General features: G+C 60.6%; 24 protein-coding genes, 1 tRNA gene and 1 pseudogene. 20 read left to right on the forward strand and 6 right to left on the reverse strand.

Annotation, left to right across the window (positions count from 1 at the left end):
• Nucleotides 1-190 precede the first annotated feature (190 nt).
• The 12 genes from LRS56_22535 to LRS56_22590 all read left to right on the forward strand — a co-directional run bounded on the left by LRS56_22535 (nt 191) and on the right by LRS56_22590 (nt 10186).
• Nucleotides 191-1177, forward strand: a complete 987-nt coding sequence (locus LRS56_22535; GenBank protein ID WDU61567.1) for an FAD-dependent oxidoreductase — start codon at nt 191-193, stop codon at nt 1175-1177.
• Complete coding sequence (locus LRS56_22540; protein WDU61568.1) at nt 1174-1389, forward strand: TIGR02450 family Trp-rich protein; 216 nt, start codon at nt 1174-1176, stop codon at nt 1387-1389. Before LRS56_22535 ends, LRS56_22540 begins: the two co-directional genes overlap by 4 nt.
• Nucleotides 1390-1501: 112 nt before the next feature.
• The gene (locus LRS56_22545) at nt 1502-2461 is read left to right on the forward strand and encodes a DUF523 and DUF1722 domain-containing protein (GenBank protein ID WDU61569.1); all 960 of its coding nucleotides are present in this window, start codon (nt 1502-1504) and stop codon (nt 2459-2461) included.
• A gap of 3 nt (nt 2462-2464) precedes the next feature.
• Nucleotides 2465-3394 (forward strand): MerR family transcriptional regulator, encoded by a 930-nt coding sequence (locus tag LRS56_22550; GenBank protein ID WDU61570.1) that lies wholly within the window; start codon nt 2465-2467, stop codon nt 3392-3394.
• On the forward strand, nt 3395-4837 hold the full coding sequence (gene phrB, locus LRS56_22555) for a deoxyribodipyrimidine photo-lyase (protein ID WDU61571.1): 1443 nt from the start codon (nt 3395-3397) through the stop codon (nt 4835-4837).
• Nucleotides 4830-5255, forward strand: a complete 426-nt coding sequence (locus LRS56_22560; protein ID WDU61572.1) for a nuclear transport factor 2 family protein — start codon at nt 4830-4832, stop codon at nt 5253-5255. Before phrB ends, LRS56_22560 begins: the two co-directional genes overlap by 8 nt.
• Complete coding sequence (locus LRS56_22565) at nt 5252-6034, forward strand: SDR family NAD(P)-dependent oxidoreductase (protein ID WDU61573.1); 783 nt, start codon at nt 5252-5254, stop codon at nt 6032-6034. The genes LRS56_22560 and LRS56_22565 overlap by 4 nt, the downstream gene beginning before the upstream one ends.
• Nucleotides 6031-7278: an FAD-dependent oxidoreductase gene (locus LRS56_22570; GenBank protein ID WDU61574.1), complete on the forward strand. Its 1248-nt coding sequence runs from the start codon at nt 6031-6033 to the stop codon at nt 7276-7278. Before LRS56_22565 ends, LRS56_22570 begins: the two co-directional genes overlap by 4 nt.
• Complete coding sequence (locus LRS56_22575; protein ID WDU61575.1) at nt 7275-8084, forward strand: DUF1365 domain-containing protein; 810 nt, start codon at nt 7275-7277, stop codon at nt 8082-8084. The genes LRS56_22570 and LRS56_22575 overlap by 4 nt, the downstream gene beginning before the upstream one ends.
• Nucleotides 8071-9342 carry a cyclopropane-fatty-acyl-phospholipid synthase gene (locus tag LRS56_22580; GenBank protein ID WDU61576.1) on the forward strand — a complete coding sequence of 424 codons (1272 nt, stop codon included), beginning with the start codon at nt 8071-8073 and terminating at the stop codon, nt 9340-9342. The genes LRS56_22575 and LRS56_22580 overlap by 14 nt, the downstream gene beginning before the upstream one ends.
• Entirely contained in the window at nt 9335-9826 is a 492-nt protein-coding gene (locus tag LRS56_22585) for a DUF2878 domain-containing protein (GenBank protein WDU61577.1), read from the forward strand. Before LRS56_22580 ends, LRS56_22585 begins: the two co-directional genes overlap by 8 nt.
• Before the next feature lie 54 nt (nt 9827-9880).
• Nucleotides 9881-10186 (forward strand): YkgJ family cysteine cluster protein, encoded by a 306-nt coding sequence (locus LRS56_22590; GenBank protein WDU61578.1) that lies wholly within the window; start codon nt 9881-9883, stop codon nt 10184-10186.
• A gap of 117 nt (nt 10187-10303) precedes the next feature.
• On the opposite strand, the gene LRS56_22595 is transcribed toward LRS56_22590, so the two are convergent.
• The 6 genes from LRS56_22595 to hemA form a co-directional block, all read right to left on the reverse strand.
• Entirely contained in the window at nt 10304-10822 is a 519-nt protein-coding gene (locus LRS56_22595) for an acyloxyacyl hydrolase (protein ID WDU61579.1), read from the reverse strand.
• Between the two features lie 111 nt (nt 10823-10933).
• The gene (murI, locus tag LRS56_22600) at nt 10934-11728 is read right to left on the reverse strand and encodes a glutamate racemase (protein ID WDU61580.1); all 795 of its coding nucleotides are present in this window, start codon (nt 11726-11728) and stop codon (nt 10934-10936) included.
• Nucleotides 11721-12476, reverse strand: coding sequence for a molybdopterin-synthase adenylyltransferase MoeB (locus LRS56_22605; protein WDU61581.1), 756 nt, complete (start codon nt 12474-12476; stop codon nt 11721-11723). The genes murI and LRS56_22605 overlap by 8 nt, the downstream gene beginning before the upstream one ends.
• Nucleotides 12470-13300, reverse strand: a complete 831-nt coding sequence (prmC, locus tag LRS56_22610; protein WDU61582.1) for a peptide chain release factor N(5)-glutamine methyltransferase — start codon at nt 13298-13300, stop codon at nt 12470-12472. The genes LRS56_22605 and prmC overlap by 7 nt, the downstream gene beginning before the upstream one ends.
• Nucleotides 13301-14383 carry a peptide chain release factor 1 gene (gene prfA, locus LRS56_22615; GenBank protein ID WDU61583.1) on the reverse strand — a complete coding sequence of 361 codons (1083 nt, stop codon included), beginning with the start codon at nt 14381-14383 and terminating at the stop codon, nt 13301-13303. It lies immediately after the preceding gene.
• Nucleotides 14380-15669: a glutamyl-tRNA reductase gene (gene hemA, locus LRS56_22620; protein ID WDU61584.1), complete on the reverse strand. Its 1290-nt coding sequence runs from the start codon at nt 15667-15669 to the stop codon at nt 14380-14382. The genes prfA and hemA overlap by 4 nt, the downstream gene beginning before the upstream one ends.
• A gap of 182 nt (nt 15670-15851) precedes the next feature.
• On the opposite strand from hemA, the gene LRS56_22625 reads away from it, so the two are divergent.
• The 8 genes and pseudogenes from LRS56_22625 to ychF all read left to right on the forward strand — a co-directional run bounded on the left by LRS56_22625 (nt 15852) and on the right by ychF (nt 22770).
• Nucleotides 15852-17576: a tetratricopeptide repeat protein gene (locus tag LRS56_22625; protein ID WDU61585.1), complete on the forward strand. Its 1725-nt coding sequence runs from the start codon at nt 15852-15854 to the stop codon at nt 17574-17576.
• Between the two features lie 4 nt (nt 17577-17580).
• Nucleotides 17581-18198, forward strand: coding sequence for a lipoprotein insertase outer membrane protein LolB (lolB, locus tag LRS56_22630; protein ID WDU61586.1), 618 nt, complete (start codon nt 17581-17583; stop codon nt 18196-18198).
• Nucleotides 18199-18247: 49 nt separating this feature from the next.
• Nucleotides 18248-19051: a 4-(cytidine 5'-diphospho)-2-C-methyl-D-erythritol kinase gene (gene ispE, locus LRS56_22635; protein WDU61587.1), complete on the forward strand. Its 804-nt coding sequence runs from the start codon at nt 18248-18250 to the stop codon at nt 19049-19051.
• A 37-nt stretch (nt 19052-19088) separates the two neighbouring features.
• A tRNA-Gln gene (locus tag LRS56_22640) sits at nt 19089-19163 on the forward strand.
• Nucleotides 19164-19209: 46 nt separating this feature from the next.
• A complete protein-coding gene (locus LRS56_22645; GenBank protein ID WDU61588.1) occupies nt 19210-20151 on the forward strand; it encodes a ribose-phosphate pyrophosphokinase in 942 nt (313 codons plus the stop codon).
• A gap of 139 nt (nt 20152-20290) precedes the next feature.
• Nucleotides 20291-20895: pseudogene (locus LRS56_22650) on the forward strand (50S ribosomal protein L25/general stress protein Ctc).
• A 168-nt stretch (nt 20896-21063) separates the two neighbouring features.
• Nucleotides 21064-21648, forward strand: coding sequence for an aminoacyl-tRNA hydrolase (gene pth / locus LRS56_22655; GenBank protein ID WDU61589.1), 585 nt, complete (start codon nt 21064-21066; stop codon nt 21646-21648).
• A gap of 21 nt (nt 21649-21669) precedes the next feature.
• Complete coding sequence (gene ychF, locus LRS56_22660) at nt 21670-22770, forward strand: redox-regulated ATPase YchF (GenBank protein WDU61590.1); 1101 nt, start codon at nt 21670-21672, stop codon at nt 22768-22770.
• Nucleotides 22771-23018 lie beyond the last annotated feature (248 nt).

A 23018-nucleotide genomic window follows, 5' to 3' on the forward strand; every position in this document is an offset into this window, starting at 1 on the left:
TTGCCGCCCGTCGCTAGTCTATTTTATAAGCAGGGACATTTTGTAATCGGGCGTGACGTTGGTTTAAGCCTCAGCTTTAACCATAGGTCACGCCGTTAGAACAGGCACGCCAAAACTTATACCAAAAAACAATATTGTACAGCTATTGGTGTCGGCGTAGTCTGTACCCAACGGTAAAACGAGGCCCTCCATGACTGTTCCTATCGCGATCATCGGCACCGGCATCGCCGGTCTCTCCGCCGCCCGAGCGTTACGAGACGCTGGGCACGCTGTACAACTCTTCGATAAAAGCCGCGGCAGTGGTGGCCGCATGTCCAGCAAGCGCAGCGATGCCGGCGCACTGGACATGGGCGCGCAATACTTCACCGCCCGCGACCGGCGCTTCGTCAACGAAGTACAGCGCTGGCAAAGCAATGGCTGGGCCGAGCAATGGAAGCCCCAGCTGTACAACTTCAAATCCGGCCAGCTCACCCCCTCCCCCGATGAACAAGTCCGCTGGGTCGGCACACCGCGCATGAGCGCGATCACCCGCGCCCTGCTGGATGACTTGCCGGTGGAGTTCGGTTGCCGCATCACCGAAGTGTTCCAGGGCAAACATCATTGGAACCTGCTGGATGCCGACGGCGAAAACCACGGCCCGTTCAGCCACGTGATCATCGCCACGCCCGCGCCACAGGCCACCGCACTGCTGGCGGCTGCGCCCAAGCTGGCGAGTGCCGCCGCCGGGGTAAAAATGGACCCCACCTGGGCCATCGCGCTGGCCTTCGACAAGCCGCTGGATACACCGATGCAAGGCTGCTTCGTGCAAGACAGCCCACTCGACTGGCTGGCGCGCAACCGCAGCAAGCCGGGGCGCGACGCCATACTCGACACCTGGGTTCTGCACGCTACCAGCGCCTGGAGCAAGGCGCATCTGGACCTGCCCAAAGAGGCGGTGATCGAACACCTGCACGGCGCCTTCGCCGAACTGCTGCACAGCGCCATGCCGGCGCCGTCGTTCAGCCTGGCACACCGCTGGCTCTATGCGCGACCGTCCGGTGCCCATGAGTTCGGCGTACTGGCCGACGCCGACCTGGGCCTGTATGTGTGCGGTGACTGGTGCCTGTCGGGCCGCGTGGAAGGCGCCTGGCTCAGTGGCCAGGAAGCGGCGCGGCGCTTGATCGAACACCTGCAATGAACCGTATCAACCCCGCCAAATTGCTGCTGTCGAAGTGGACAGCAGCCCATCCGCGCAACAAGGAAAAACACTTTCTGGTCACCGAACTGTTTCGTGACGACGAAGGCACCGTGCTCGAAATCGAGCTGCAAGCCGTGATGACCCGGCGCGCAGAGCGCCTGGCGTGGCAAACCCTGCAAAATGCCGAGGCTTGGCGGATCGGCTGGAAGTAGCTCTTCTGCAAATACTTGTACAAAATATTTGACTTGTACAGCATCAAACCTATGATGAGATTTAGTTGTACAGACTTTCCAGCCTGTACAGGAATTTTGTAGAGGTTTGGCCATGTCCAGCACCGGTAAGCCCAAGATCGCCATCAGCGCCTGCCTGCTCGGCGAGAACGTGCGCTTCAACGGCGGACATAAACAATCCCTGCTGTGCAGCCAGACCCTCGCCGACTATTTCGACTTTGTGCCGTTATGCCCTGAAGTCGCCATCGGCCTGGGCACCCCCCGCGAGCCGATCCGCCTGGTGGGCGACCCCGCCCAGCCACAAGCCGTGGGCACAGTGCACCGCGAGCTGAATGTCACCCAACCGCTGGACGACTACGGCCAACAAATGGCTGCGGCGCACACCGACCTGTGCGGCTACATCTTTATGCAGAAGTCGCCGTCCTGCGGCCTGGAACGGGTCAAGGTCTACCGCGACAACGGCACGCCGGTAGACGGCGGCGGGCGTGGCATCTACGCCCAGGCATTTTGCGCACGCCACCCCAACCTGCCGGTTGAAGAAGACGGTCGGCTGAATGACCCGGTACTGCGCGAAAACTTCCTGACCCGCGTCTTCGTGTACGCCAGCTGGCAGCAACTGCAGACTGAGGGCCTGAGCCGTCACCGGTTGCTGGCTTTCCATTCGCGCTACAAATACCTGCTGATGGCCCACAGCCCGGCGCACTACAAAAGCCTTGGCCACTTGTTGGGCAGCATGGGCAAGGGCACCGATCTCGATGAACTCGCTGCGTGTTATTTCAGCGACCTGATGACCGGCCTGAAAAAATGCGCCACTCGTGGCACCCACACCAATGTGCTGCAACACATCAGCGGCTACCTCAAGCAGGCCATCACCGCCGATGACAAACAGGAAATGCAAACCGTCATCGGCCAATACCACCAAGGCATCGTGCCGCTGGTGGTGCCGCTGACCCTGCTCAAACATCACTTTCGCCAACACCCGGACCGCTACATCGCGCAACAGGCCTACCTGCAACCGCACCCGGAAAACCTCAGCCTGCGTAATGCGATCTAGACCATGAAAGCTGCCCTGCAAGACACCCCAGGCGAAGACATCGCCCAAGCCCTCGAAGACGGCTGGCTGCCGATTCGCGAAGTGGCGCGCCAAACCGGCGTCAACGCCGTGACCCTGCGCGCCTGGGAGCGCCGCTATGGCCTGATCGTGCCCCAGCGCACGCCGAAGGGGCATCGGCTGTTCAGCGCCGAACATGTACAACGCATCCACACCATCCTGACCTGGCTCAATCGCGGCGTGCCGGTCAGCCAGGTCAAGGGGCTGATCGACTCCGCCCAAGCCCTGCCCGATACCGTCGAGAACGAGTGGCATGCCCTGCGCCAGACCCTGGTGAACGCCATCAGCGAACTGACCGAACGCCGGGTCGACGACGCTTTCAACCAGGCCATGGCGCTGTACCCGCCGCGCACCCTGTGCGAGCAACTGCTATTGCCGCTGCTGCAAGAGCTGGAACAGCGCTGGCAGGGCCAGTTTGGCGCGCAGATGGAGCGGGTGTTTTTCCTGTCCTGGCTGCGCAGCAAGTTCGGTGCACGCATCTACCACAACAACCGCCAGTTGCACGGCGCGCCGCTGCTGCTGGTCAACCAGTCCGACCTGCCCCTGGAGCCACACTTGTGGCTCAGTGCCTGGCTGGCCAGCAGTGCCGATTGCCCGGTGGAGGTGTTCGACTGGCCGCTGCCCGCCGGTGAGCTGGCGCTGGCGGTGGAGCACCTGCAACCGCGCGCCGTGCTGCTGTATTCGAGCAAAACCCTCCATTTGTCGGCGCTCGCAAAACTTTTGGGTGGCGTCGGTTGCCCAAAGTTGATCGTCGGACCAACGGTATGCATCCACCAGGCCGAGCTGGGCGTATTAACCCGTGACACCCCTGAATTGTTCGTGGCCGAAGACCCGTTGTCGGCCCACCAGATACTGATCCAGCGTGGACTTCTTTAAATGCACTTGATCTGGCTGCGCACCGACCTGCGCCTACACGACAACACCGCCCTCGCCGCCGCCTGCCAGCGTGGTCCCGTTGCGGCCGTGTACCTGATCACGCCGCAGCAATGGCTGGACCACGATGATGCACCGTGCAAAGTGGACTTCTGGCTGCGTAACCTCAAACACCTGAGCCGGGCGCTGGGCGAGCTGAATATCCCCGTGCTGATCCGTCATGCCGCCACCTGGGACCAGGCGCCCGCCGTAATGCGCCAATTGTGCCGCGAGCTGGCGGTGGAATCGGTGCACGTCAACGAGGAATACGGCATTCACGAAAGCCGCCGCGATGTGGCGGTAGCCAAGGCACTGCAAGCCGAGGGCGTGACGTTCCATAGCTACCTGGACCAATTGTTTTTCCAACCCGGTAGCGTGCTGACCAAAACCGGCACCTACTTCCAAGTGTTCAGCCAGTTCCGCAAGGTCTGCTACAGCCGCCTGCACAGCGCCTTGCCGCGCCTGGTCGCAACACCCAAGGCCCAGCAACCGGTCCAGCTGAACAGCGACCCGATCCCCACGCAGGTCGAAGGGTTTGCCCCACCCAGCGACACCTTGCGCGCCCTGTGGCCTGCGGGTGAAGAAGAAGCCCGGCGCCGCCTCGACGCCTTTGCCGACCAGCAGATCAGCTACTACAAAGACGAGCGCGATTTCCCGGCCAAGCCCGGCACCAGCCAGCTCTCCGCCTACCTGGCGGCGGGCGTGGTGTCACCGCGCCAATGCCTGCATGCCGCGCTGCAAACCAACCAGGGCGAATTCGAAAGTGGCGATATCGGCGCCATTACCTGGATCAACGAACTGCTGTGGCGCGAGTTCTATAAACATATTCTGGTGGGCTACCCACGTGTATCGCGCCACCGTGCCTTCCGCCCCGAGACCGAAGCCGTGGCCTGGCGCGATGCACCCAAGGACCTCGCCGCCTGGCAGCAAGCCCGCACCGGCCTGCCGATCATCGACGCGGCCATGCGCCAACTGCTGGAAACCGGCTGGATGCACAACCGCCTGCGCATGGTGGTGGCGATGTTCCTGACCAAAAACCTGCTGATCGACTGGCGTGAGGGCGAACGCTTCTTTATGCGCCACTTGATCGATGGCGACTTGGCGGCCAACAACGGCGGCTGGCAGTGGAGTTCGTCCACCGGCACCGACTCGGCGCCGTACTTCCGGATTTTCAGCCCGCTGAGCCAATCGGAAAAATTCGACGCAGAAGGCGTGTTTATCAAGCATTGGCTGCCCGAACTGGCCGCGCTGAATAAAAAGGAAGTGCACAACCCCGAAGCGGCTGGCGGCCTGTTCGGCGTGGCGGATTACCCGCGCGCGATTGTCGACCTGAAGAAATCCCGCGAACGCGCCCTGGCCGCCTTCCGCAGCCTGCCGTCACGCCAGGAGGTCGCCGAGCATGAGTGACTTCCTGCAGCGTTTCGCCCAAGCCTTTGCCACCCTGGACAAGCACAACCTGCGTCTGCTCGACGGCCTGTACAGCCAGGACATTGCCTTCACCGACCCGCTGCATGAAGTCCACGGGCTGCCCGCACTGCACCAGTACTTCGCCGAGCTGTACGGCAACGTCAGCCAGTTGCGCTTCGATTTCCACGGGTTCGACCAGATCGCCGAAGGCAGTGGCTACCTGCGCTGGAAAATGAGTTTTTGCCACCCGCGACTTAATAGCGGCAAAGTGATCCGCGTGGAAGGCTGTTCGCACCTGCTGTGGCGCGACAACAAGGTGTACCGCCATCGTGACTATTTCGATGCCGGCGCTCTGCTCTACGAACACCTGCCGGTACTCGGCCGCGTCATCAGTTGGCTGAAAAGGAGAATGGGATGAGCCTTACACCGCCCCGCCGTTATTGGCTGACCGGCGCCAGCAGTGGCATAGGTGCCTCGCTGGCCGTGGAGCTGCTCAACAGCGGCGCTCACGTGGCCCTCAGCTCGCGCACCAAAGGCCCGCTGGAAGCCCTCGCCCAACGTTACCCGGGGCAAGTGCTGGTAGTGGCCGGTGACTTGACCAACAGCCAGACCGTGCGCGAAATCGGTGAGCGGATCGGCGCGGCCTGGGGCGCGGTCGACACCGTGATCCTCAACGCCGGTACCTGTGAATATGTCGATGCCAGGCAATTCGATTCATCGATTGTCGAACATGTGGTGCGCACCAACTTGCTGGCGAGCAGCTATTGCATCGAAGCCGCATTGCCGTTGTTGCGCGCCGGGCGTACCCCGCATCTGGTGGGCGTTGCCAGCGCGGTGACGTACCTGCCGATGCCACGGGCCGAAGCCTACGGCGCGTCCAAGGCCGGGCTGCGCTACTTGTTCGAATCCCTGCGCATCAGCCTGTCGCCGGAGAATATCGACGTTACGGTGATCAGCCCGGGGTTTGTCGACACGCCGCTGACCGAGCGCAATGACTTCCCGATGCCCCTGAGCTGGTCGGCTGCCAAGGCCGCGAAACATATCTTTGCCAAGCTGGAAAAACGCCCACTGGAAATCGCCTTTCCCGCAATGTTTATCGCCACCCTGTGGCCCCTGTCGAAGCTGCCCAACCGGGCGCAACTGATCATCGGCAAACGCATGCTGCGCAGTCCGCCGCCACAAAAGGACGACCTGTGAAGATCGCCATTATCGGCAGCGGCATCGCCGGGCTCACCAGCGCGTACCTGCTCAGCCGTCGCCACGAGATCACGCTGTTCGAGGCAGGCGACCGCATCGGCGGGCATACCCACACGGTCAACGTGACGGTGGAGGATAAAAGCTACGCGGTGGACACCGGCTTCATTGTGTTCAACGACTGGACCTATCCCAACTTCATCCGCCTGCTGGGGCAGATCGGGGTGAAGTTCAAACCCACCGAAATGAGCTTTTCGGTGTGCGACCAGAACGAAGGTTTCGAGTACAACGGCAACAACCTCAACAGCCTGTTCGCGCAGCGTCGCAATATTCTGTCGCCGGGTTTCTGGGGCATGTTGCGTGACATCCTGCGCTTCAACCGCCAGGCACCGCTGGACCTGCAAGAGCAGCGCATCAGCGCCGACATGACCCTGGGCGACTACCTCGAAGCCGGGGGCTACGGCCCACGGTTTATCCGGCATTACATCGTGCCGATGGGCGCGGCGATCTGGTCGATGTCCCTGAATGACATGCTGGGTTTCCCGTTGCAGTTCTTTGTGCGCTTCTTCAAGAACCACGGGTTGCTGTCAGTGAACAACCGGCCGCAATGGTGTGTGATCGAAGGCGGGTCCAGTAGTTACATCGAGCCGCTGACGCGCAGCTTTCGCGAGCAGATCCGCCTCAATTGCCCTGTGCATAACGTTGCGCGCACCGACGATGGCGTGGTTATCCACAGCCCCGCCGGCAGCGAGACCTTTGATCGGGTGGTGTTTGCCTGCCACAGTGACCAGGCCCTGGCGTTGCTCGCCGACCCCAGCCAGGCCGAACAGGAGATCCTCGGCGCTCTGCCGTACGCCGACAACGATGTGGTGCTGCACACCGACACCCGCCTGCTGCCGGACCGCAAGCTGGCTTGGGCCAGCTGGAATTATCGGCTGACCGGCGATGCGCAGACCCAGGCCGCCGTCACCTACGACATGAACATCCTGCAAGGCATCGACAGCGCCACCACTTTTTGCGTCAGCCTCAACCAGACGTCGATGATCAACCCGTTGAAGGTCATCTCCCGTTACACCTACGCCCACCCGCAATACAGCCTGGCGGCGGTGGCCGCCCAGGGCCGCTGGGAAGAATTGTGCGGCGCACGCAACACCTTTTACTGCGGCGCGTACTGGGCCAACGGGTTTCACGAAGACGGCGTGGTCAGCGCCCTGCGCGTGGCCCAGACGTTTGGGGAAACCCTGTGAACAGCGCCCTGTACAGCGGCTGGATCGCCCATCGCCGGTTCACGCCCAAGGCTCACGCCTTTCGCTACCGCATCGGCCTGCTGTACCTGGATTTGAGCGAACAGGACCAAGTGCTCGGGCTGTCGCCCCTGGCCGGCACCAGCCGCCTGGCACCCTTCGGGTTTCGCCAGCAGGATTACCTGCGTGAATTCACACGCCACGGCATGAGTTTGAGCGACGCCGTGCGTCAGGAAGTCGGCAAGGCTCTGGGGCACACACCCCAGGGCGTTATCTGCCTGCTGACCCAGGCCCGCAGTTGGGGCCTGGCTTTTAACCCGGTGAGTTTCTTCTACTGTTTCGAGGCCGATGGGCAACTGGCCGCGATCCTGTGTGAAGTGACCAACACCCCATGGCGCGAGCGCTACCATTATGTGCTCCCAGCCCAGCCTCTGGGCGCCGATGAACACCAGCACTTCGCCGTGGCCAAGGCGTTTCATGTGTCACCGTTTTTGCCGCGTGACCTGGAATATCGCATGAGTTTCAGCCCGCCCGCCGCCAGGCTCGGCGTGCACATGGCCGACTGGCAAGGCGCGCAAAAAGTCTTCGACGCCACCCTGAGCCTGCAAAAGCAAGCGCTGAACCGCGCCAGCCTGCACCGCTACCTGTGGCGCTTCCCCTGGATGACCGCCAAGACCTGCCTGGCGATTTACTGGCAGGCCCTGCGCCTGTTGCTCAAACGCACACCGGTTTTTTCCCATCAGGCTGCCGACGGCGCCTCTCGTACAGCAGTCGGGTATACCAAGGATCGCCGCCATGAAATCCCCTAGTTTATCGGTCAAAAGCAACCGCCTGAACGTCAACGGCATGACCAGTGCGCTGCTGCGCAAGGGCGTGCTGCGCCAACTGAGCCAATTGCGCCACGGCCAACTGGTGGTGATCGAGGATGGCGAACGGCAGGTATTCGGCGCACGCGAAGCGCACCTGCTGGGGGAAATCCACATCCTCGATTCGGCGGTGTGGGGCCTGGTGGCGGCCAACGGCTCGATCGGCGCGGGCGAGGCATTTATCCACGGTTACTGGAGCAGCCCGGACCTGACCGCCGTGGTGCGCGTGATGGTGAGCAACCTCGACGTACTCGACGCGATGGAGGGTGGCCTGGCGCGACTGGCACGGCCCTTCACCCAGGGTTTGCACTGGCTCAACCGCAACACACGCAAAGGCTCGCAAAAAAACATCGCCGCCCACTACGACCTGGGCAACGACCTGTTCGAAGAATTCCTCGACCCGACCATGATGTATTCGGCCGCACAATTTCTCACCGCCGATGACACCCTGGAACAGGCGCAGCTGAACAAGCTGGAACGCATCTGCCAGAAGCTGGCGCTCAAGCCCGGCGACCATCTGCTGGAAATCGGCACCGGTTGGGGCAGCATGGCGCTGTACGCCGCGCAGCATTACGGCTGCAAGGTCACCACCACCACGCTCTCCAAGGAGCAGTTTGCCTACACCGAAAAACGTATCGAAGCCCTGGGGCTGCAAGGCCAGGTAACTTTGCTGCTGCAGGACTACCGCGACCTCACCGGCCAATACGACAAACTGGTGTCGATCGAGATGATCGAGGCGGTGGGCCATCGCTTCCTGCCGACCTACTTCAAACAGTGCGCGCACCTGCTCAAGAGCGATGGCCTGATGCTGCTGCAAGCCATCACCATCCGTGAGCAACGTTTCGAGCAGGCCAAAAACAGCGTGGATTTTATCCAGCGCTACATTTTCCCCGGCGGCGCCCTGCCCTGCGTGCAGAACATGCTGCAGATCGTCAGCCGCGATACCGACATGAACCTGCTGCACATGGAAGATTTCGGCCTGCACTACGCACGCACCTTGCGCCTGTGGCATGAGAACTTTCGCCGGGCTCACGGCCGCCTGACGGAATTGGGCTACGACGAGTATTTCCTGCGCCTGTGGGAGTTTTACCTGTGCTACTGCGAGGGTGGGTTTATGGAGCGCACCATCGGTACCGCACAACTGCTGCTGGCCAAACCGTCGGCCATCAACCCACCGTTGCTCGGGCGCTTCAGTGCTTAAGACGCTGGCCAATGCCGTGCTCTTTCAGTGCGGCTGGTTTGCCTGCGTGCTGGGCGGGGACAGCCGCTGGCTGCTGGTGGGGCTGGCAGTGCTGGCGGTTCACCTGTTGTGGATAAGCGGCGGGTCCAAAGAGGGTCAGGTGATCCTGGCCGTGACCTTGCTGGGGACGGTGGTCGACACCTTGCTGCGTACCTTTGGCGTGTTTCACTTTACGATGCCGGGGCCTGTAATTCCCGTTTGGCTGATCCTGCTGTGGGCGCTGCTGGCCACGACCTTGCGCCACTGCCTGGCCTGGAGTGCAGAGCCCTGGTGGCGAGCCAGCCTGTTGGGTGCGTTAGGTGGGCCACTGTCTTATTACGCCGGCAGCCAGTTGGCGGGGGTCAGTTTCGGTTATGGCACCACGCCAACCCTGATCGGCCTGGCGCTGCTCTGGGCCCTGCTGTTTCCCCTGTTGCATTGGGTCGCCGCGCAGCTGGCACACTGACGCCCGTCAGAGCATTCATACGCGTAACACCTGCTTGCCTTACACTGCGCGCCTATGACCAACATCCCGCACACCCAAATCACCGAACCCGCCGTCACATGCTCGACGTGCGCGGCCTGCTGCTGCCAGCTGGAGGTGATGCTGATCACCGACACCGGTGTGCCGCAACGCTATATCGACACGGACGACTGGGGTGGCGAAGTCATGCTGCGTCTGGACGACGGCTGGTGCGCGGCGCTGGATCGGGACACGATGATGTGCACGATCTACGAGCGGCGGCCGCTGATTTGCAGGGAATTCGAGATGGGCGCGCCGGAGTGCTTGACCGAGCGAGAAGGGATTGCGACGGCGTATCGCTAACACGCTGTGGGAGCCGGGCTTGCCCGCGATTGGATCACCTCGGTCAATCGGTTAAACCGAGGTGTGCGCATCGCAGGCAAGCCAGCTCCCACAGGGGTTTAGCCGTGCTCTGAAGAATTACAGCGGCATGGTGTAGTGCAGCGAGTAGCTCTCTACCCCATCGTTGTTGCTGCTGATGCCTGCATTGGAGTAGTGCGTGGCGCGAATGCCCACTTCATGCCCACCGGTGAAGCGCAGGCCGAAACCCAAGCGGTCTTCGAATTGAAAAGCCTGCCCGATGTTGTTGTCTTCCAGGCGAGTGCGCGAGAACACCGCCACACCGATCCCGGCCTCGATGTAGGGTTTGACCGACTGCCCGGCAAACTCATACACAAACACCGGCGAGAACGACAGGCTGCTTGCACCCGCACGGTCGTCACCTTCCCAATAGGTGTAGGCGCCGCTCCAGTAACCGGTCAGGCGACCGACATCGCTCTGCATCCAGCTCTTGTCCCAATCGGACGTCAGCCCCAAACGATAGGTGAGCGTCGAATCACTGGTGGCCCCCAGGCCAAACTCAAGGCCGGCCGCTTGCGCCGAAAAAGAGTGTCCCACCACAGCGGCCGCAATCGCGGCCAAACAGAACAAGCGCTTCATAAGAAACATCCTTTCCGAACGAAGTTATATGGTTTTGTACAGGCAATCTGGCTATAGAAGCCGACGCAGTGTCAGAAGTTCAGCTTCTATCCGCGATATTTCACGAATTTTTCACGCGCTGAAGCTTCGCACAACTCCGTTATGTTTCCATAGTGTCGGTAGGATATTTCTGAGGTGATACACATCGCCACTCGTCCAGAACTGCGCAGGCTGCGGATTACCGCTGGCCAGCAGGTCGCGCTCGCCGAGCAAACGCTTGAGTTGGCGCGCCACGGCGGCGCCCGTATCGATCAGGATAATGCTGGGGGGCAGCATCTGCGCCAGGATCGGCTTGAGGAAGGGATAGTGGGTACAGCCGAGGATAATCGTGTCGCAGCCCGCGCTGAGCAACGGGTCGATATAGCCCTGCAACAGCTGGCGCAGCGCCGCGCTGTTCAAGTCGCCGGTTTCTATCAGCTCGACCAGGCCCGGGCAGGGCTGGGTTACCACCCGCACATCCGTGGCGAAGCGGTCCAGCAACGCGGCGAATTTGGCGCTTTGCAGGGTCCCGGTGGTGGCAAGCACGCCGACCACACCACTGCGCGTGGCGGCGGCGGCAGGTTTGACGGCGGGCTCCATGCCCACCAGCGGCCAATCGGGGTAATCCTGGCGCAACTCCGCGACCGCCGCGACCGTCGCGGTGTTGCAGGCAATCACAAACGCCTTGGCGCCCTGCGCACGGAAAAACTCGGCGACCGACCGAGAGCGCTCAAGAATGAAAGCCGGGGTTTTCTCGCCATAGGGGATATGCCCGCAATCCGCCACATACAGCAGCGATTCTTGGGGCAATAGCTGTTGAATTTCGTCCAGCACGGTCAGGCCACCGATGCCGGAATCGAACACACCGATGGGCGCGCTCTTAACCATGCTGCGTCCCGCAGACACTGCAACCGGGGTCACGCTTGACGCGCAATTCGCGAAAACGCGTGGTCAACGCGTCAATCAACAACAAGCGGCCCACCAGCGGCTCACCGAAACCGGCCAACAGCTTCAAGGCTTCCAGCGCTTGCAGGCTGCCAACCATCCCTACTAACGGGCCCACCACGCCGGCTTCGCTGCAGGTGAGTTCGGTATCGCTGCCATGCCCGTATAAACAGTGGTAGCACGGGCTGTCGGCACGACGCGGGTCGAATACCGACAACTGCCCCTCAAGGCGAATCGCCGCGCCGCTGATCAACGGCTTGCCGCCGGCGACGCAGGCGGCATTCACCGCTTCGCGGGTGGAAAAGTTGTCGCTGCAATCGAGCACCACGTCCACCGCCGCCACTGCCGCTGCCAGGGAATCGGCATCCAGCGCGCTGCGATGGGCAATCAGGCTGACTTCAGGGTTGATCGCGCTCAGGCGGCGCAGGGCCGAATCGACCTTGGTTTGCCCGACGCTGTCGGTGTCATGAATGATCTGACGTTGCAGGTTGGTGAGGTCGACGGTATCGAAATCCGCCAGGTGCAGTTCGCCCACACCGGCAGCGGCCAGGTACAACGCCACCGGCGCGCCCAGGCCACCAAGGCCGACAATCAGGGCGCGGCTGTTTTTCAGGCGCAACTGGCCCTCGATGTCGACATGCTGCAACAGAATCTGTCGGCTATAGCGCAACAGCTCCTGATCGGTCAGCACGGCCGACGTCCAAGGCTGATGCGCTCGTGGCCGCCGAGGTCAATACGGCTGTGCACCTCTTCAAATGCCTCGCTCAGCAGCAAGTCACGCACCGCGGCGGCCTGATCGTAACCGTGCTCCAGCAGCAACCAGCCTCCGGCGTTCAGGTGGGCCGGGGCCTGTTTAATGATCAGGCGCAAGTCGTCCAAACCGTCATGGCCCGCCACCAGCGCGCTGGCCGGCTCAAAGCGCACATCGCCCGCCACCAGGTGCGGATCGTTATCGGCGATATACGGCGGGTTGCTGATGATCAAGTCGTAGGTATGCCCTTGCAGCGCGTCGAACCAGTGGCTGTTCAGCACCGTGGCGTTATCGAGGCGCAGCCGCTGGCGATTGCGCTCGGCCAGGGCCACGGCTTCCAGCACGCGGTCGACGGCTGTGACCTGCCAGGCCGGACGTTCACTGGCCAGGGCCAGGGCGATGGCGCCGCTGCCGGTGCCCAGGTCGAGGACCTTGGCGGGCGTGGCCGGCAACAGTTCCAGCGCCGCTTCCACCAACAACTCGGTGTCCGGGCGCGGGATCAGCGTGTGGGGCGCGACCTCCAGGTCGAGCTTCCAGAAACCCTGCTGGCCGAGGATATAGGCCACCGGCTCACCGCCGCGACGGCGTTGCAGGTAGCCGGCAAAGGTCAGCGCGTCTTCGCTGCTGACGATTTTTTCCGGCCAGGTGTGCAGGTAGCTGCGGGACTTGCCCAAGGCAGCTGCCAGCAGCAACTCGGCATCCAGACGTGCGGTAGGCGAGTCGGGCAGGTCGGCGGCGCGCAACAGGCTGGCGATGATGGTCATTTATTCACCTATCGCCGCGAGTTGGTCAGCCTGGTACTCGGCGAGCAACGGCTCGATCACCGCATCCACGCCACCGGCAAGAATCTCGTCCAGGGAATACAGGGTGAGGTTGACCCGATGGTCGGTGACCCGGCCCTGGGCAAAGTTGTAGGTACGGATGCGCTCGGAACGGTCGCCCGAACCCACCAGCAACTTACGCTCGCTGGCAATCGCGTTGGCGGCGGCGCTGGTCTGCTGGTCATTGAGCTTGGCCGACAGCCAGGACATGGCCCGCGCGCGGTTCTTGTGCTGGGAGCGTTCTTCCTGGCACTCGACCACGATGCCCGACGGCAAGTGGGTGATGCGGATCGCCGAGTCGGTCTTGTTGACGTGCTGACCACCGGCGCCCGACGAGCGGTAGGTGTCGACGCGCAAGTCCGCCGGATTGATCTCGATGGCTTCCTGCTCGTCCGGCTCGGGCAACACCGCCACGGTGCACGCCGAGGTGTGAATGCGGCCCTGGGATTCGGTGGCCGGAACCCGCTGCACACGGTGCGCGCCGGATTCAAATTTCAGCTTGCCGTAAACGTTATCGCCTTCAACCCGAGCGATGACCTCTTTATAGCCGCCATGCTCGCCTTCGTTCTCGGAGAGGATCTCGACCCGCCAGCCGCGACGCTCGGCATACCGCGAATACATGCGGAACAGGTCGCCGGAGAAAATCGCCGCCTCGTCGCCACCGGTGCCGGCGCGGATTTCGAGGAACACGTTGCGCCCATCGTTGGGGTCTTTGGGCAGCAGCATGCGCTGCAGGTCGCCCTCCAGCTCGGCGAGCTTTTCCTTGGCTTCGCGGACTTCTTCCACGGCCATTTCACGCATGTCCGGGTCGCTGTCCTTGAGCAGCGCTTGGGCGCCTTCGAGGTCGGCCTGCACCTTCGTGAGATTTTTGTAGGTCGTCACAATCGGCTCAACTTCGGCGTATTCCTTCGAATAAGCACGGAACTTGGTCTGATCGGAGATGACCTCACCGTCGCCGAGCAAGGCGGTCAGTTCTTCGAAACGGTCCTGGAGCACGTCCAGTTTATTGAGCAGTGACGCTTTCATTGCGGTTTTTTATCCGAAGAGCTATCTGACGCGCCCTCACCGAGGGCAAAGAGTTCCTGGGCCATGGCCAGCGCATCGAGGCGGCCTTCGGCGGTAAGCTTTTTTAATTGTACGCTGGGCGCATGCAGCAGCTTGTTGGTCAGGCCACGCGCCAGTTGCATCAGCACTTCTTCGGCGCTGCTGCCGTTGGCCAGCAGGCGCTGGGCCTTGAGCAACTCCTCGTCACGCAGGCGTTCACCTTGCTGACGATACGCCTTGAGCACATCCACCGCCGCCAGTTCACGCAGGCGCACCATAAAATCTTCGGCGCCGGTGCTGACCATCTCCTCCGCAGCCTGGGCAGCACCCTGGCGGCTCTTGAGGTTTTCGGCGACCACTTCATGCAGATCGTCGACGCTATAGAGGTAAACGTCGTCCAACTCGCCGACTTCTGGTTCGATATCCCGGGGAACGGCGATATCCACCATAAAGATCGGCTTGTGCTTGCGCAGTTTCAGCGCGCTTTCTACCGCACCTTTGCCGAGGATCGGCAATTGGCTGGCGGTGGAGCTGATCACGATATCGCTGCGCACCAGTTCGGCCGGGATATCCGACAGCAGCACGGCGTGGGCACCGAACTGCTCGGCCAGAATGCTGGCACGTTCCAGGGTGCGGTTGGCGACCACAATTCGCTTCACGCCCAAGTCATGCAGGTGGCGGGCCACCAGGGTGATGGTTTCACCGGCGCCGATCAGCAGCGCCTGGCTGCGCTGCAAGTCACTGAAAATCTGTTTGGCCAGGCTGACGGCGGCAAACGCCACCGACACCGGGTTTTCGCCGATAGCCGTGTCGGTGCGCACCTGCTTGGCGGAATTGAACGTAGCCTGGAACAGCCGGCCCAGCAGCGGACCGACGGTGCCGGCCTCACGCGCCACGGCGTAGGCCGACTTCATCTGGCCCAGAATCTGCGGCTCGCCCAACACCAGCGAGTCGAGCCCTGCTGCCACACGCATCATGTGACGAACTGCCGCATCGTCTTCGTGCACATAAGCACTGGCGCGCAGGTCCTCAAGGCTCAAATGGTGGTAATCGGCCAGCCAGCGCAAGACGACATCCGCTGAAAGATGTTCCTGCTCTATATAAAGCTCGCTGCGATTGCAGGTCGAAAGGATCGCAGCTTCGCGGCTATCGGTGAGCCGGCAGAGCTGCTGCAAGGCCTCAACCAACTGCTCTGGCGTAAACGCCACGCGCTCGCGCACGTCTACGGTTGCAGTCTTGTGGTTAATACCGAGTGCGAGGAAGGCCATTCAATATCGCTGATGATGTCGGGAAGCCGACAATTGTCCTACTTCGAAAGATTCAGAACAACCACCGTCGTCTATTGTCCTAATGCCTTGTGTCTATAAAGGCATCCACTGAGACTCGGTTATGTTTGGCCGAAGGCTTGTGTCATGATGATCCGACCGCAGGTTAGTCGTCCTCTTCCTATATGAATAGATCTTCCGCGTTGCTCCTTGCTTTTGTCTTCCTCAGCGGCTGCCAGGCCATGGCCCCCGTGTCGCCGGACGGTACGCCGCCGGTAGAAGACAGCACCCCAGCCCCTGAAAAGCCCAAGGTTTATTCCTCATTCAGTGAAGAAACGGTGTTCAGCCTGCTGAGCGCGGAGCTGGCCGGCCAACGCAATCGTTTCGATATTGCGCTGGATAACTACGTGACTCAGGCCATCAACACCCAGGATCCGGGCATTTCCGAGCGGGCCTTCCGCATTGCCGAGTACCTGGGAGCCGATCAGGCCGCGCTGGACACCTCGCTGATCTGGGCTAAAAACGCGCCGGACGACCTGGAAGCACAGCGCGCAGCGGCTATTCAGTTGGCCCGCGCCGGGCGCTATGACGACTCCATGGTTTATATGGAAAAAGTCTTGCAGGGCAAAGGTGACACCCATTTCGATTTCCTCGCGCTGTCGGCCGCCGACACCGACCAGGACACGCGCAATGGCCTGATGAAGAGTTTTGACCGCCTGCTGCAAAAACACCCGAAGAACAGCCAGCTGATTTTCGGCAAGGCGCTGCTGCTGCAACAGGATGATGAAGCCGAAGCCGCCCTGAAGCTGCTGGAACAGAACCCGCCGGAGGACGGCGAGATCGCGCCGATCCTGCTGCGTGCGCGCCTGCTGCAGAACCTCAATCGCGGCAAGGAAGCGATTCCGTTGCTGGAAAAAAGCATCAAGAAGTATCCGGAAGACAAGCGCCTGCGCCTGACTTACGCACGCACGCTGGTGGAGCAGGACCGTATGGAGGACGCCAAAGTGCAGTTCGCCGGCCTGGTCCAGCAATACCCGGACGACGACGAACTGCGTTACTCCCTGGCGCTGGTATGCCTGGAAGCCAAGGCCTGGGACGAGGCCAAGGGCTACCTGGAAGACCTGATCCAGCGTGAAAGCCATGTGGACTCCGCGCACCTGAACCTCGGCCGGATTGCCGAAGAGCGCAACGACCCGCAAGCCGCTTTGCTCGAATACGCCCAGGTCGGCCCCGGTAACGACTACCTGCCGGCCCAGTTGCGCCAGGCCGATATCCTGATGAGCAACGGTCGCACCGACGAGGCGGAAAAACGCCTGGCCGCGGCCCGCGATGCCGAACCGGACTATGCGATCCAGCTGTACCTGATCCAGGCCGAGACCTTGTCCGCCAACAATCAGGGCGAGCGCGCCTGGAAGGTCTTGCAGCAAGCCTTGCTGCAATTCCCCGATGATTTGAATTTGCTCTACACCCGCGCCATGCAAGCGGAAAAACGCAATGACTTGACGCAGATGGAGAAAGACCTGCGCCTGATCATCAAGCGCGACCCGGACAACGCCATGGCCCTTAACGCCCTGGGCTACACCCTGTCCGACCGCACCACGCGTTACGCCGAAGCCAAGGTGCTGATCGAGCAAGCGCACAAGCTCAACCCGGAAGACCCGGCCGTACTCGACAGCCTCGGCTGGGTGAACTACCGCCTGGGCAACCTGGACGAGGCCGAACGTTTGCTGCGCCAGGCTCTGGAGCGCTTCCCCGACCAGGAAGTCGCCGCCCACCTGGGCGAAGTGCTGTGGGCCAACGGCAAACAGCGCGAAGCACGACAAGTCTGGGAAAAATTCCTCAAGGAACAACCCGAAAGCCCAATCCTGCGCGGCACCATCAAGCGCCTGACCGGATCCGAGACCCTTTAAGCTTATGTTCTTGCGCCACGTTATTGTTTTCAGCTTCATCGCCCTGCTCGCCGGTTGTGCGGGCATAGGCAGCCGTGAATCCGTTGAGGGCCAGGGCAACCCGGCACAATGGCAACAGCACAAGGATCAGCTCAGCAGCATTGATGGCTGGCAGATCGAAGGCAAGGTCGGGGTGCGCGCGCCAAAAGATTCCGGCAGCGGCACCTTGTTCTGGCTGCAGCGCCAGGACTATTACGACATTCGCCTGTCCGGCCCGCTCGGCCGCGGCGCGGCACGCCTGACCGGTCGCCCGGGCCAGGTCAGCCTTGAAGTGGCCAACCAGGGTCGCTACGAAGCGGCCTCACCGGAAGAACTGCTCGAACAGCAGATCGGCTGGAAGTTGCCGGTTTCCCACCTTGTGTGGTGGGTCCGTGGCCTGCCCGCCCCCGACAGCAAGAGCCGCCTGAGCCTCAATGGCGACAGCCGCCTGGCCACCCTGGAACAGGATGGCTGGCAGGTCGAGTACCTTAGCTACGTGCAACAGAACGGTTATTGGCTGCCCGAGCGCATCAAGCTGCATGGCACCGACCTGGACGTCACGTTGGTGATCAAGGACTGGCAACCGCGCAAGTTGGGGCAATAAACGTGACCGTACAAAAGCTGACTCTGCCCTCCCCGCCAAGCTCAACCTGATGCTGCACATTCTCGGTCGCCGTGAAGATGGTTACCACGAGCTGCAGACGCTGTTTCAATTTCTCGACTACGGCGATGAACTGACCTTCGCCGTACGCGACGATGGCGTGATCCAGCTGCACACCGAATTCGAAGGCGTGCCCCACGACAGCAACCTGATTGTGAAGGCCGCAAAAAAACTTCAGGAACAATCCGGTTGCACGCTCGGCATCGACATCTGGATCGATAAAGTCCTGCCCATGGGCGGCGGTATCGGTGGCGGCAGCTCGAATGCCGCGACCACACTGCTGGGCCTGAACCACCTGTGGCAGCTCGGCTGGGACCACGATCGCCTGGCAGCGCTGGGCCTGACGCTGGGCGCCGACGTCCCGGTTTTCGTGCGCGGGCACGCAGCTTTTGCAGAGGGCGTGGGCGAGAAACTTACCCCGGAATACCCCGAAGAGCCGTGGTATGTCGTGCTTGTTCCGCAAGTATCTGTAAGTACAGCAGAAATTTTTTCAGATCCACTGTTGACACGTAACTCTCCTCCCATTAAAGTGCGCCCCGTTCCCAAGGGAAACAGTCGAAATGACTGCTTACCGGTTGTAGCAAGGCGTTATCCAGAGGTACGTAACGCTTTGAATTTGTTAGGTAAATTTACCGAAGCAAAATTAACCGGAACTGGAAGTTGTGTGTTTGGGGGCTTCCCAAGCAAAGCTGAAGCTGATAAAGTCTCGGCCCTTCTTACAGAGACCCTTACAGGGTTTGTAGCAAAGGGAAGCAACGTTTCGATGTTGCATCGCAAGCTGCAAAGTCTGCTCTAAAAGGAATCGAGTGCTGGGCACTCGTTGCAACAGATACAGGGGCGTCGCCAAGCGGTAAGGCAGCAGGTTTTGATCCTGCCATGCGTTGGTTCGAATCCAGCCGCCCCTGCCATTTTCTAATACTCATCCAGGTTACCCTCAGCCTCTAGGTACTGCGCGTGTCCAAGATGATGGTCTTTACGGGGAACGCCAACCCCGATCTGGCTCGACGTGTCGTACGTCAGCTGCATATCCCTCTCGGTGACATCTCTGTCGGTAAGTTCTCCGACGGCGAAATTACAGCCGAGATCAATGAAAACGTCCGCGGTAAAGACGTCTTCATTATTCAGCCGACCTGCGCTCCGACCAACGATAACCTGATGGAACTCGTCGTGATGGCTGATGCCTTCCGCCGCTCCTCAGCGACTCGAATCACAGCTGTAATCCCTTACTTTGGTTATGCCCGTCAGGATCGCCGTCCGCGTTCCGCACGTGTGGCTATCAGCGCGAAAGTCGTGGCTGACATGCTGACCGTGGTAGGCATCGACCGTGTTCTCACGGTTGACCTGCACGCTGACCAAATCCAGGGGTTCTTCGATATTCCGGTAGATAACATCTACGGCTCCCCCGTCTTGGTGGATGACATTGAAGACCAGCGCTTTGAAAACCTGATGATCGTGTCCCCAGACATTGGTGGCGTCGTGCGTGCACGGGCTGTTGCCAAATCCCTGGGCGTGGATCTCGGGATCATCGACAAACGCCGTGAGAAAGCCAATCACTCTGAAGTGATGCATATCATCGGTGATGTCGAAGGGCGTACCTGTATTCTGGTTGATGACATGGTCGACACCGCCGGCACCCTGTGCCACGCGGCAAAAGCCTTGAAAGAGCACGGTGCCGCTAAAGTCTTCGCCTACTGCACACACCCTGTGCTGTCGGGCCGAGCGATCGAGAACATCGAGAATTCCATGCTGGACGAACTGGTGGTGACTAACACCATCCCGTTGTCCGCTGCTGCTCAAGCCTGTTCGCGTATCCGTCAACTGGATATCGCACCGGTAGTTGCCGAAGCGGTTCGCCGTATCAGCAACGAAGAATCGATCAGCGCGATGTTCCGTTAAGGCTCAAACCTTACGAAACATCCCACTGACGAAAAGCGCCCCGCCCCAGCATACTGCCGGGGCGGGGCTTTTTTGCCCATATCGCCTTTAGCGCTGGTCGCAAACGCTAGGGCGAATGTGGTTATTTTGGAGATACAACATGAACGATTTTACTTTGAATGCTGAACTGCGTTCCGACCTGGGAAAGGTGCGAGCCGCCGCCTGCGTCGTCTCGCAAGCCTGGTTCCAGCTGTAGTTTACGGTGGCGACAAAGCCCCTGAATCCATCAGCATGCTGGCCAAAGAAGTTGCCAAACTGCTCGAAAACGACGCTGCCTACAGCCACGTTATCGAACTGAATGTTGGCGGCAAAAAGCAAAACGTAATCATCAAAGCTCTGCAACGTCACCCGGCCAAAGGCCACGTGCTGCACGCTGACTTTGTACGCGTTGTTGCCGGTCAGAAACTGACCGCTATCGTGCCTGTGCACTTTGTTGGTGAAGAAGCTCCGGTTAAGAAAGGTGGCGTTGTTTCCCACACTACTACCGAGATCGAAGTAACCTGCCTGCCGAAAGATCTGCCTGAGTTCATCGAAGTCGACCTGTCGGCTGCTGAAATCGGCACCATCATTCACCTGTCCGACCTCAAAGCCCCTAAAGGCGTTGAGTTCGTTGCACTGGCTCACAACGACGACAAGGCTGTTGCCAACGTCCACGCGCCACGTGTTGTAGCTGAAGATGAAGAAGGCGAAACCGCTGCAGAGTAATTCTCTCTGCATCGTCGGAGCTTGAGGAAACATCGCGCACCGAAACGTAGCGAGAAAGCGGGCGACAACGCGAAGTTTATCTCTGGATAAGTGAGCTCCTGTCGTCCACTTTCGCCGCACGCAGGTGTCGGCAATGTTATCCACAACTCCAAAGGAAGGGCCCCTGTCGTGACTGCCATTAAACTGATCGTTGGCCTGGGAAATCCAGGCGCCGAATACGAACAGACCCGGCATAACGCGGGGGCCCTTTTTGTTGAGCGCATCGCCCACGCCCAAGGTGTGAACCTGGTGGCCGATCGCAAATATTTTGGCCTGACCGGACGCTTCTCGCATCAGGGTCAGGATGTTCGTCTGCTGATTCCCACCACCTACATGAACCGCAGCGGCCAGGCTGTCGCGGCGCTTGCGGGCTTCTTCCGGATCAAACCCGAAGAAATCCTGGTGGCCCATGACGAACTGGACTTGCCACCCGGCGTTGCCAAACTCAAGCTGGGCGGCGGGCATGGCGGGCATAATGGCCTGCGCGACATCATTGCGCAGTTGGGCAATCAGAATAATTTTTACCGTCTGCGGCTCGGCATTGGCCACCCAGGCGTCGCCAGTATGGTTTCAAATTTCGTCCTGGGTCGTGCGCCACGCGCCGAACAGGAAAAACTCGATGCCAGCATCGACTTTGCCCTCGGCGTGCTGCCGGATATCTTCGCCGGTGAATGGAACCGTGCGATGAAAAACCTGCACAGCCAGAAGGCCTGACTCTTACCGAGGGGAAACACCATGGGATTCAATTGCGGCATCGTCGGCCTGCCCAACGTCGGCAAATCTACCCTGTTCAACGCCCTGACCAAGTCCGGTATTGCGGCGGAGAACTTCCCCTTCTGCACCATCGAACCCAACAGCGGCATCGTGGCCATGCCGGACCCGCGCCTGCAGGAGCTGGCGGCCATCGTCAATCCCAAGCGCATCCTGCCGACCACCATGGAATTCGTCGATATCGCGGGCCTGGTGGCCGGCGCGTCGAAAGGTGAAGGCCTGGGTAACAAGTTCCTGGCCAACATCCGTGAAACCGATGCCATCGCCCACGTGGTCCGCTGCTTTGAAGACGAGAACGTGATTCACGTCTCCAACAGCGTCGACCCGAAGCGCGACATCGAGATCATCGACCTGGAACTGATCTTCGCCGACCTCGACAGCTGCGAAAAGCAACTGCAGAAAGTTGCGCGTAACGCCAAGGGTGGCGACAAGGATGCCGTGGTCCAGAAAGGCCTGCTGGAGCAATTGATTGCGCACTTCACCTTGGGCAAACCGGCGCGCAGCCTGATGAAGAGCATGAATGCCGACGAAAAGGCAGTCATCAAAGGCTTCCACCTGCTGACCACCAAGCCAGTGATGTACATCGCCAACGTCGCGGAAGACGGCTTCGAGAACAACCCGCTGCTAGACGTGGTCAAGGCCATCGCCGAAGAAGAAGGCGCAATCGTGGTGCCGGTGTGCAACAAGATCGAAGCAGAAATTGCCGAGCTGGATGACGGCGAAGAGAAAGACATGTTCCTCGAGGCCCTGGGCCTGGAAGAGCCTGGCTTGAACCGTGTAATCCGCGCCGGCTACGAAATGCTGCACCTGCAGACTTACTTCACCGCCGGTGTCGAAGAAGTCCGCGCCTGGACCGTCAAGGTCGGTGCTACCGCACCACAGGCCGCTGGCGTGATTCACACCGACTTCGAAAAAGGCTTCATCCGCGCCGAAGTCATCGCCTACAACGACTTCATCCAGTACAAGGGAGAAGCCGGTACCAAAGAAGCCGGTAAATGGCGCCTGGAAGGCAAGGAATACATCGTCAAGGATGGCGACGTGATGCACTTCCGTTTTAACGTGTAAGCATTACCTGCGGTTTATATCGCACATAAAAAGCCGATGCAGTGCATCGGCTTTTTTGTGCGCGCTGACTTATACCCACACAAGACGCTCACCTGATCCCCACCCGCAGTAAACTCCAAGACTTTCCCTATTGCCCCATACCCCCCGAATAAGCCGGGTAACTTTAACCACTGAATGAATGACTATTCCTACGACAACCTGGCTTACTCTTACACGCAGACACGATGACAGCTTTTATAATTTGCGCT

The organism is Pseudomonas poae, assembly GCA_028869255.1.
Lineage (GTDB): Bacteria > Pseudomonadota > Gammaproteobacteria > Pseudomonadales > Pseudomonadaceae > Aquipseudomonas > Aquipseudomonas poae_C.

Coding starts and splice junctions, on each gene's coding strand:
- LRS56_22540 (WDU61568.1), top strand. CDS start 1,174: ATGAACCGTATCAACCCCGCCAAATTGCTGCTGTCGAAGTGGACAGCA.
- ychF (WDU61590.1), top strand. CDS start 21,670: ATGGGATTCAATTGCGGCATCGTCGGCCTGCCCAACGTCGGCAAATCT.
- LRS56_22565 (WDU61573.1), top strand. CDS start 5,252: ATGAGCCTTACACCGCCCCGCCGTTATTGGCTGACCGGCGCCAGCAGT.
- phrB (WDU61571.1), top strand. CDS start 3,395: ATGCACTTGATCTGGCTGCGCACCGACCTGCGCCTACACGACAACACC.
- ispE (WDU61587.1), top strand. CDS start 18,248: ATGCTGCACATTCTCGGTCGCCGTGAAGATGGTTACCACGAGCTGCAG.
- lolB (WDU61586.1), top strand. CDS start 17,581: ATGTTCTTGCGCCACGTTATTGTTTTCAGCTTCATCGCCCTGCTCGCC.
- LRS56_22550 (WDU61570.1), top strand. CDS start 2,465: ATGAAAGCTGCCCTGCAAGACACCCCAGGCGAAGACATCGCCCAAGCC.
- hemA (WDU61584.1), bottom strand. CDS start 15,669: ATGGCCTTCCTCGCACTCGGTATTAACCACAAGACTGCAACCGTAGAC.
- LRS56_22590 (WDU61578.1), top strand. CDS start 9,881: ATGACCAACATCCCGCACACCCAAATCACCGAACCCGCCGTCACATGC.
- prmC (WDU61582.1), bottom strand. CDS start 13,300: ATGACCATCATCGCCAGCCTGTTGCGCGCCGCCGACCTGCCCGACTCG.
- LRS56_22580 (WDU61576.1), top strand. CDS start 8,071: ATGAAATCCCCTAGTTTATCGGTCAAAAGCAACCGCCTGAACGTCAAC.
- LRS56_22535 (WDU61567.1), top strand. CDS start 191: ATGACTGTTCCTATCGCGATCATCGGCACCGGCATCGCCGGTCTCTCC.
- LRS56_22595 (WDU61579.1), bottom strand. CDS start 10,822: ATGAAGCGCTTGTTCTGTTTGGCCGCGATTGCGGCCGCTGTGGTGGGA.
- LRS56_22560 (WDU61572.1), top strand. CDS start 4,830: ATGAGTGACTTCCTGCAGCGTTTCGCCCAAGCCTTTGCCACCCTGGAC.
- LRS56_22545 (WDU61569.1), top strand. CDS start 1,502: ATGTCCAGCACCGGTAAGCCCAAGATCGCCATCAGCGCCTGCCTGCTC.
- prfA (WDU61583.1), bottom strand. CDS start 14,383: ATGAAAGCGTCACTGCTCAATAAACTGGACGTGCTCCAGGACCGTTTC.
- murI (WDU61580.1), bottom strand. CDS start 11,728: ATGGTTAAGAGCGCGCCCATCGGTGTGTTCGATTCCGGCATCGGTGGC.
- LRS56_22625 (WDU61585.1), top strand. CDS start 15,852: ATGAATAGATCTTCCGCGTTGCTCCTTGCTTTTGTCTTCCTCAGCGGC.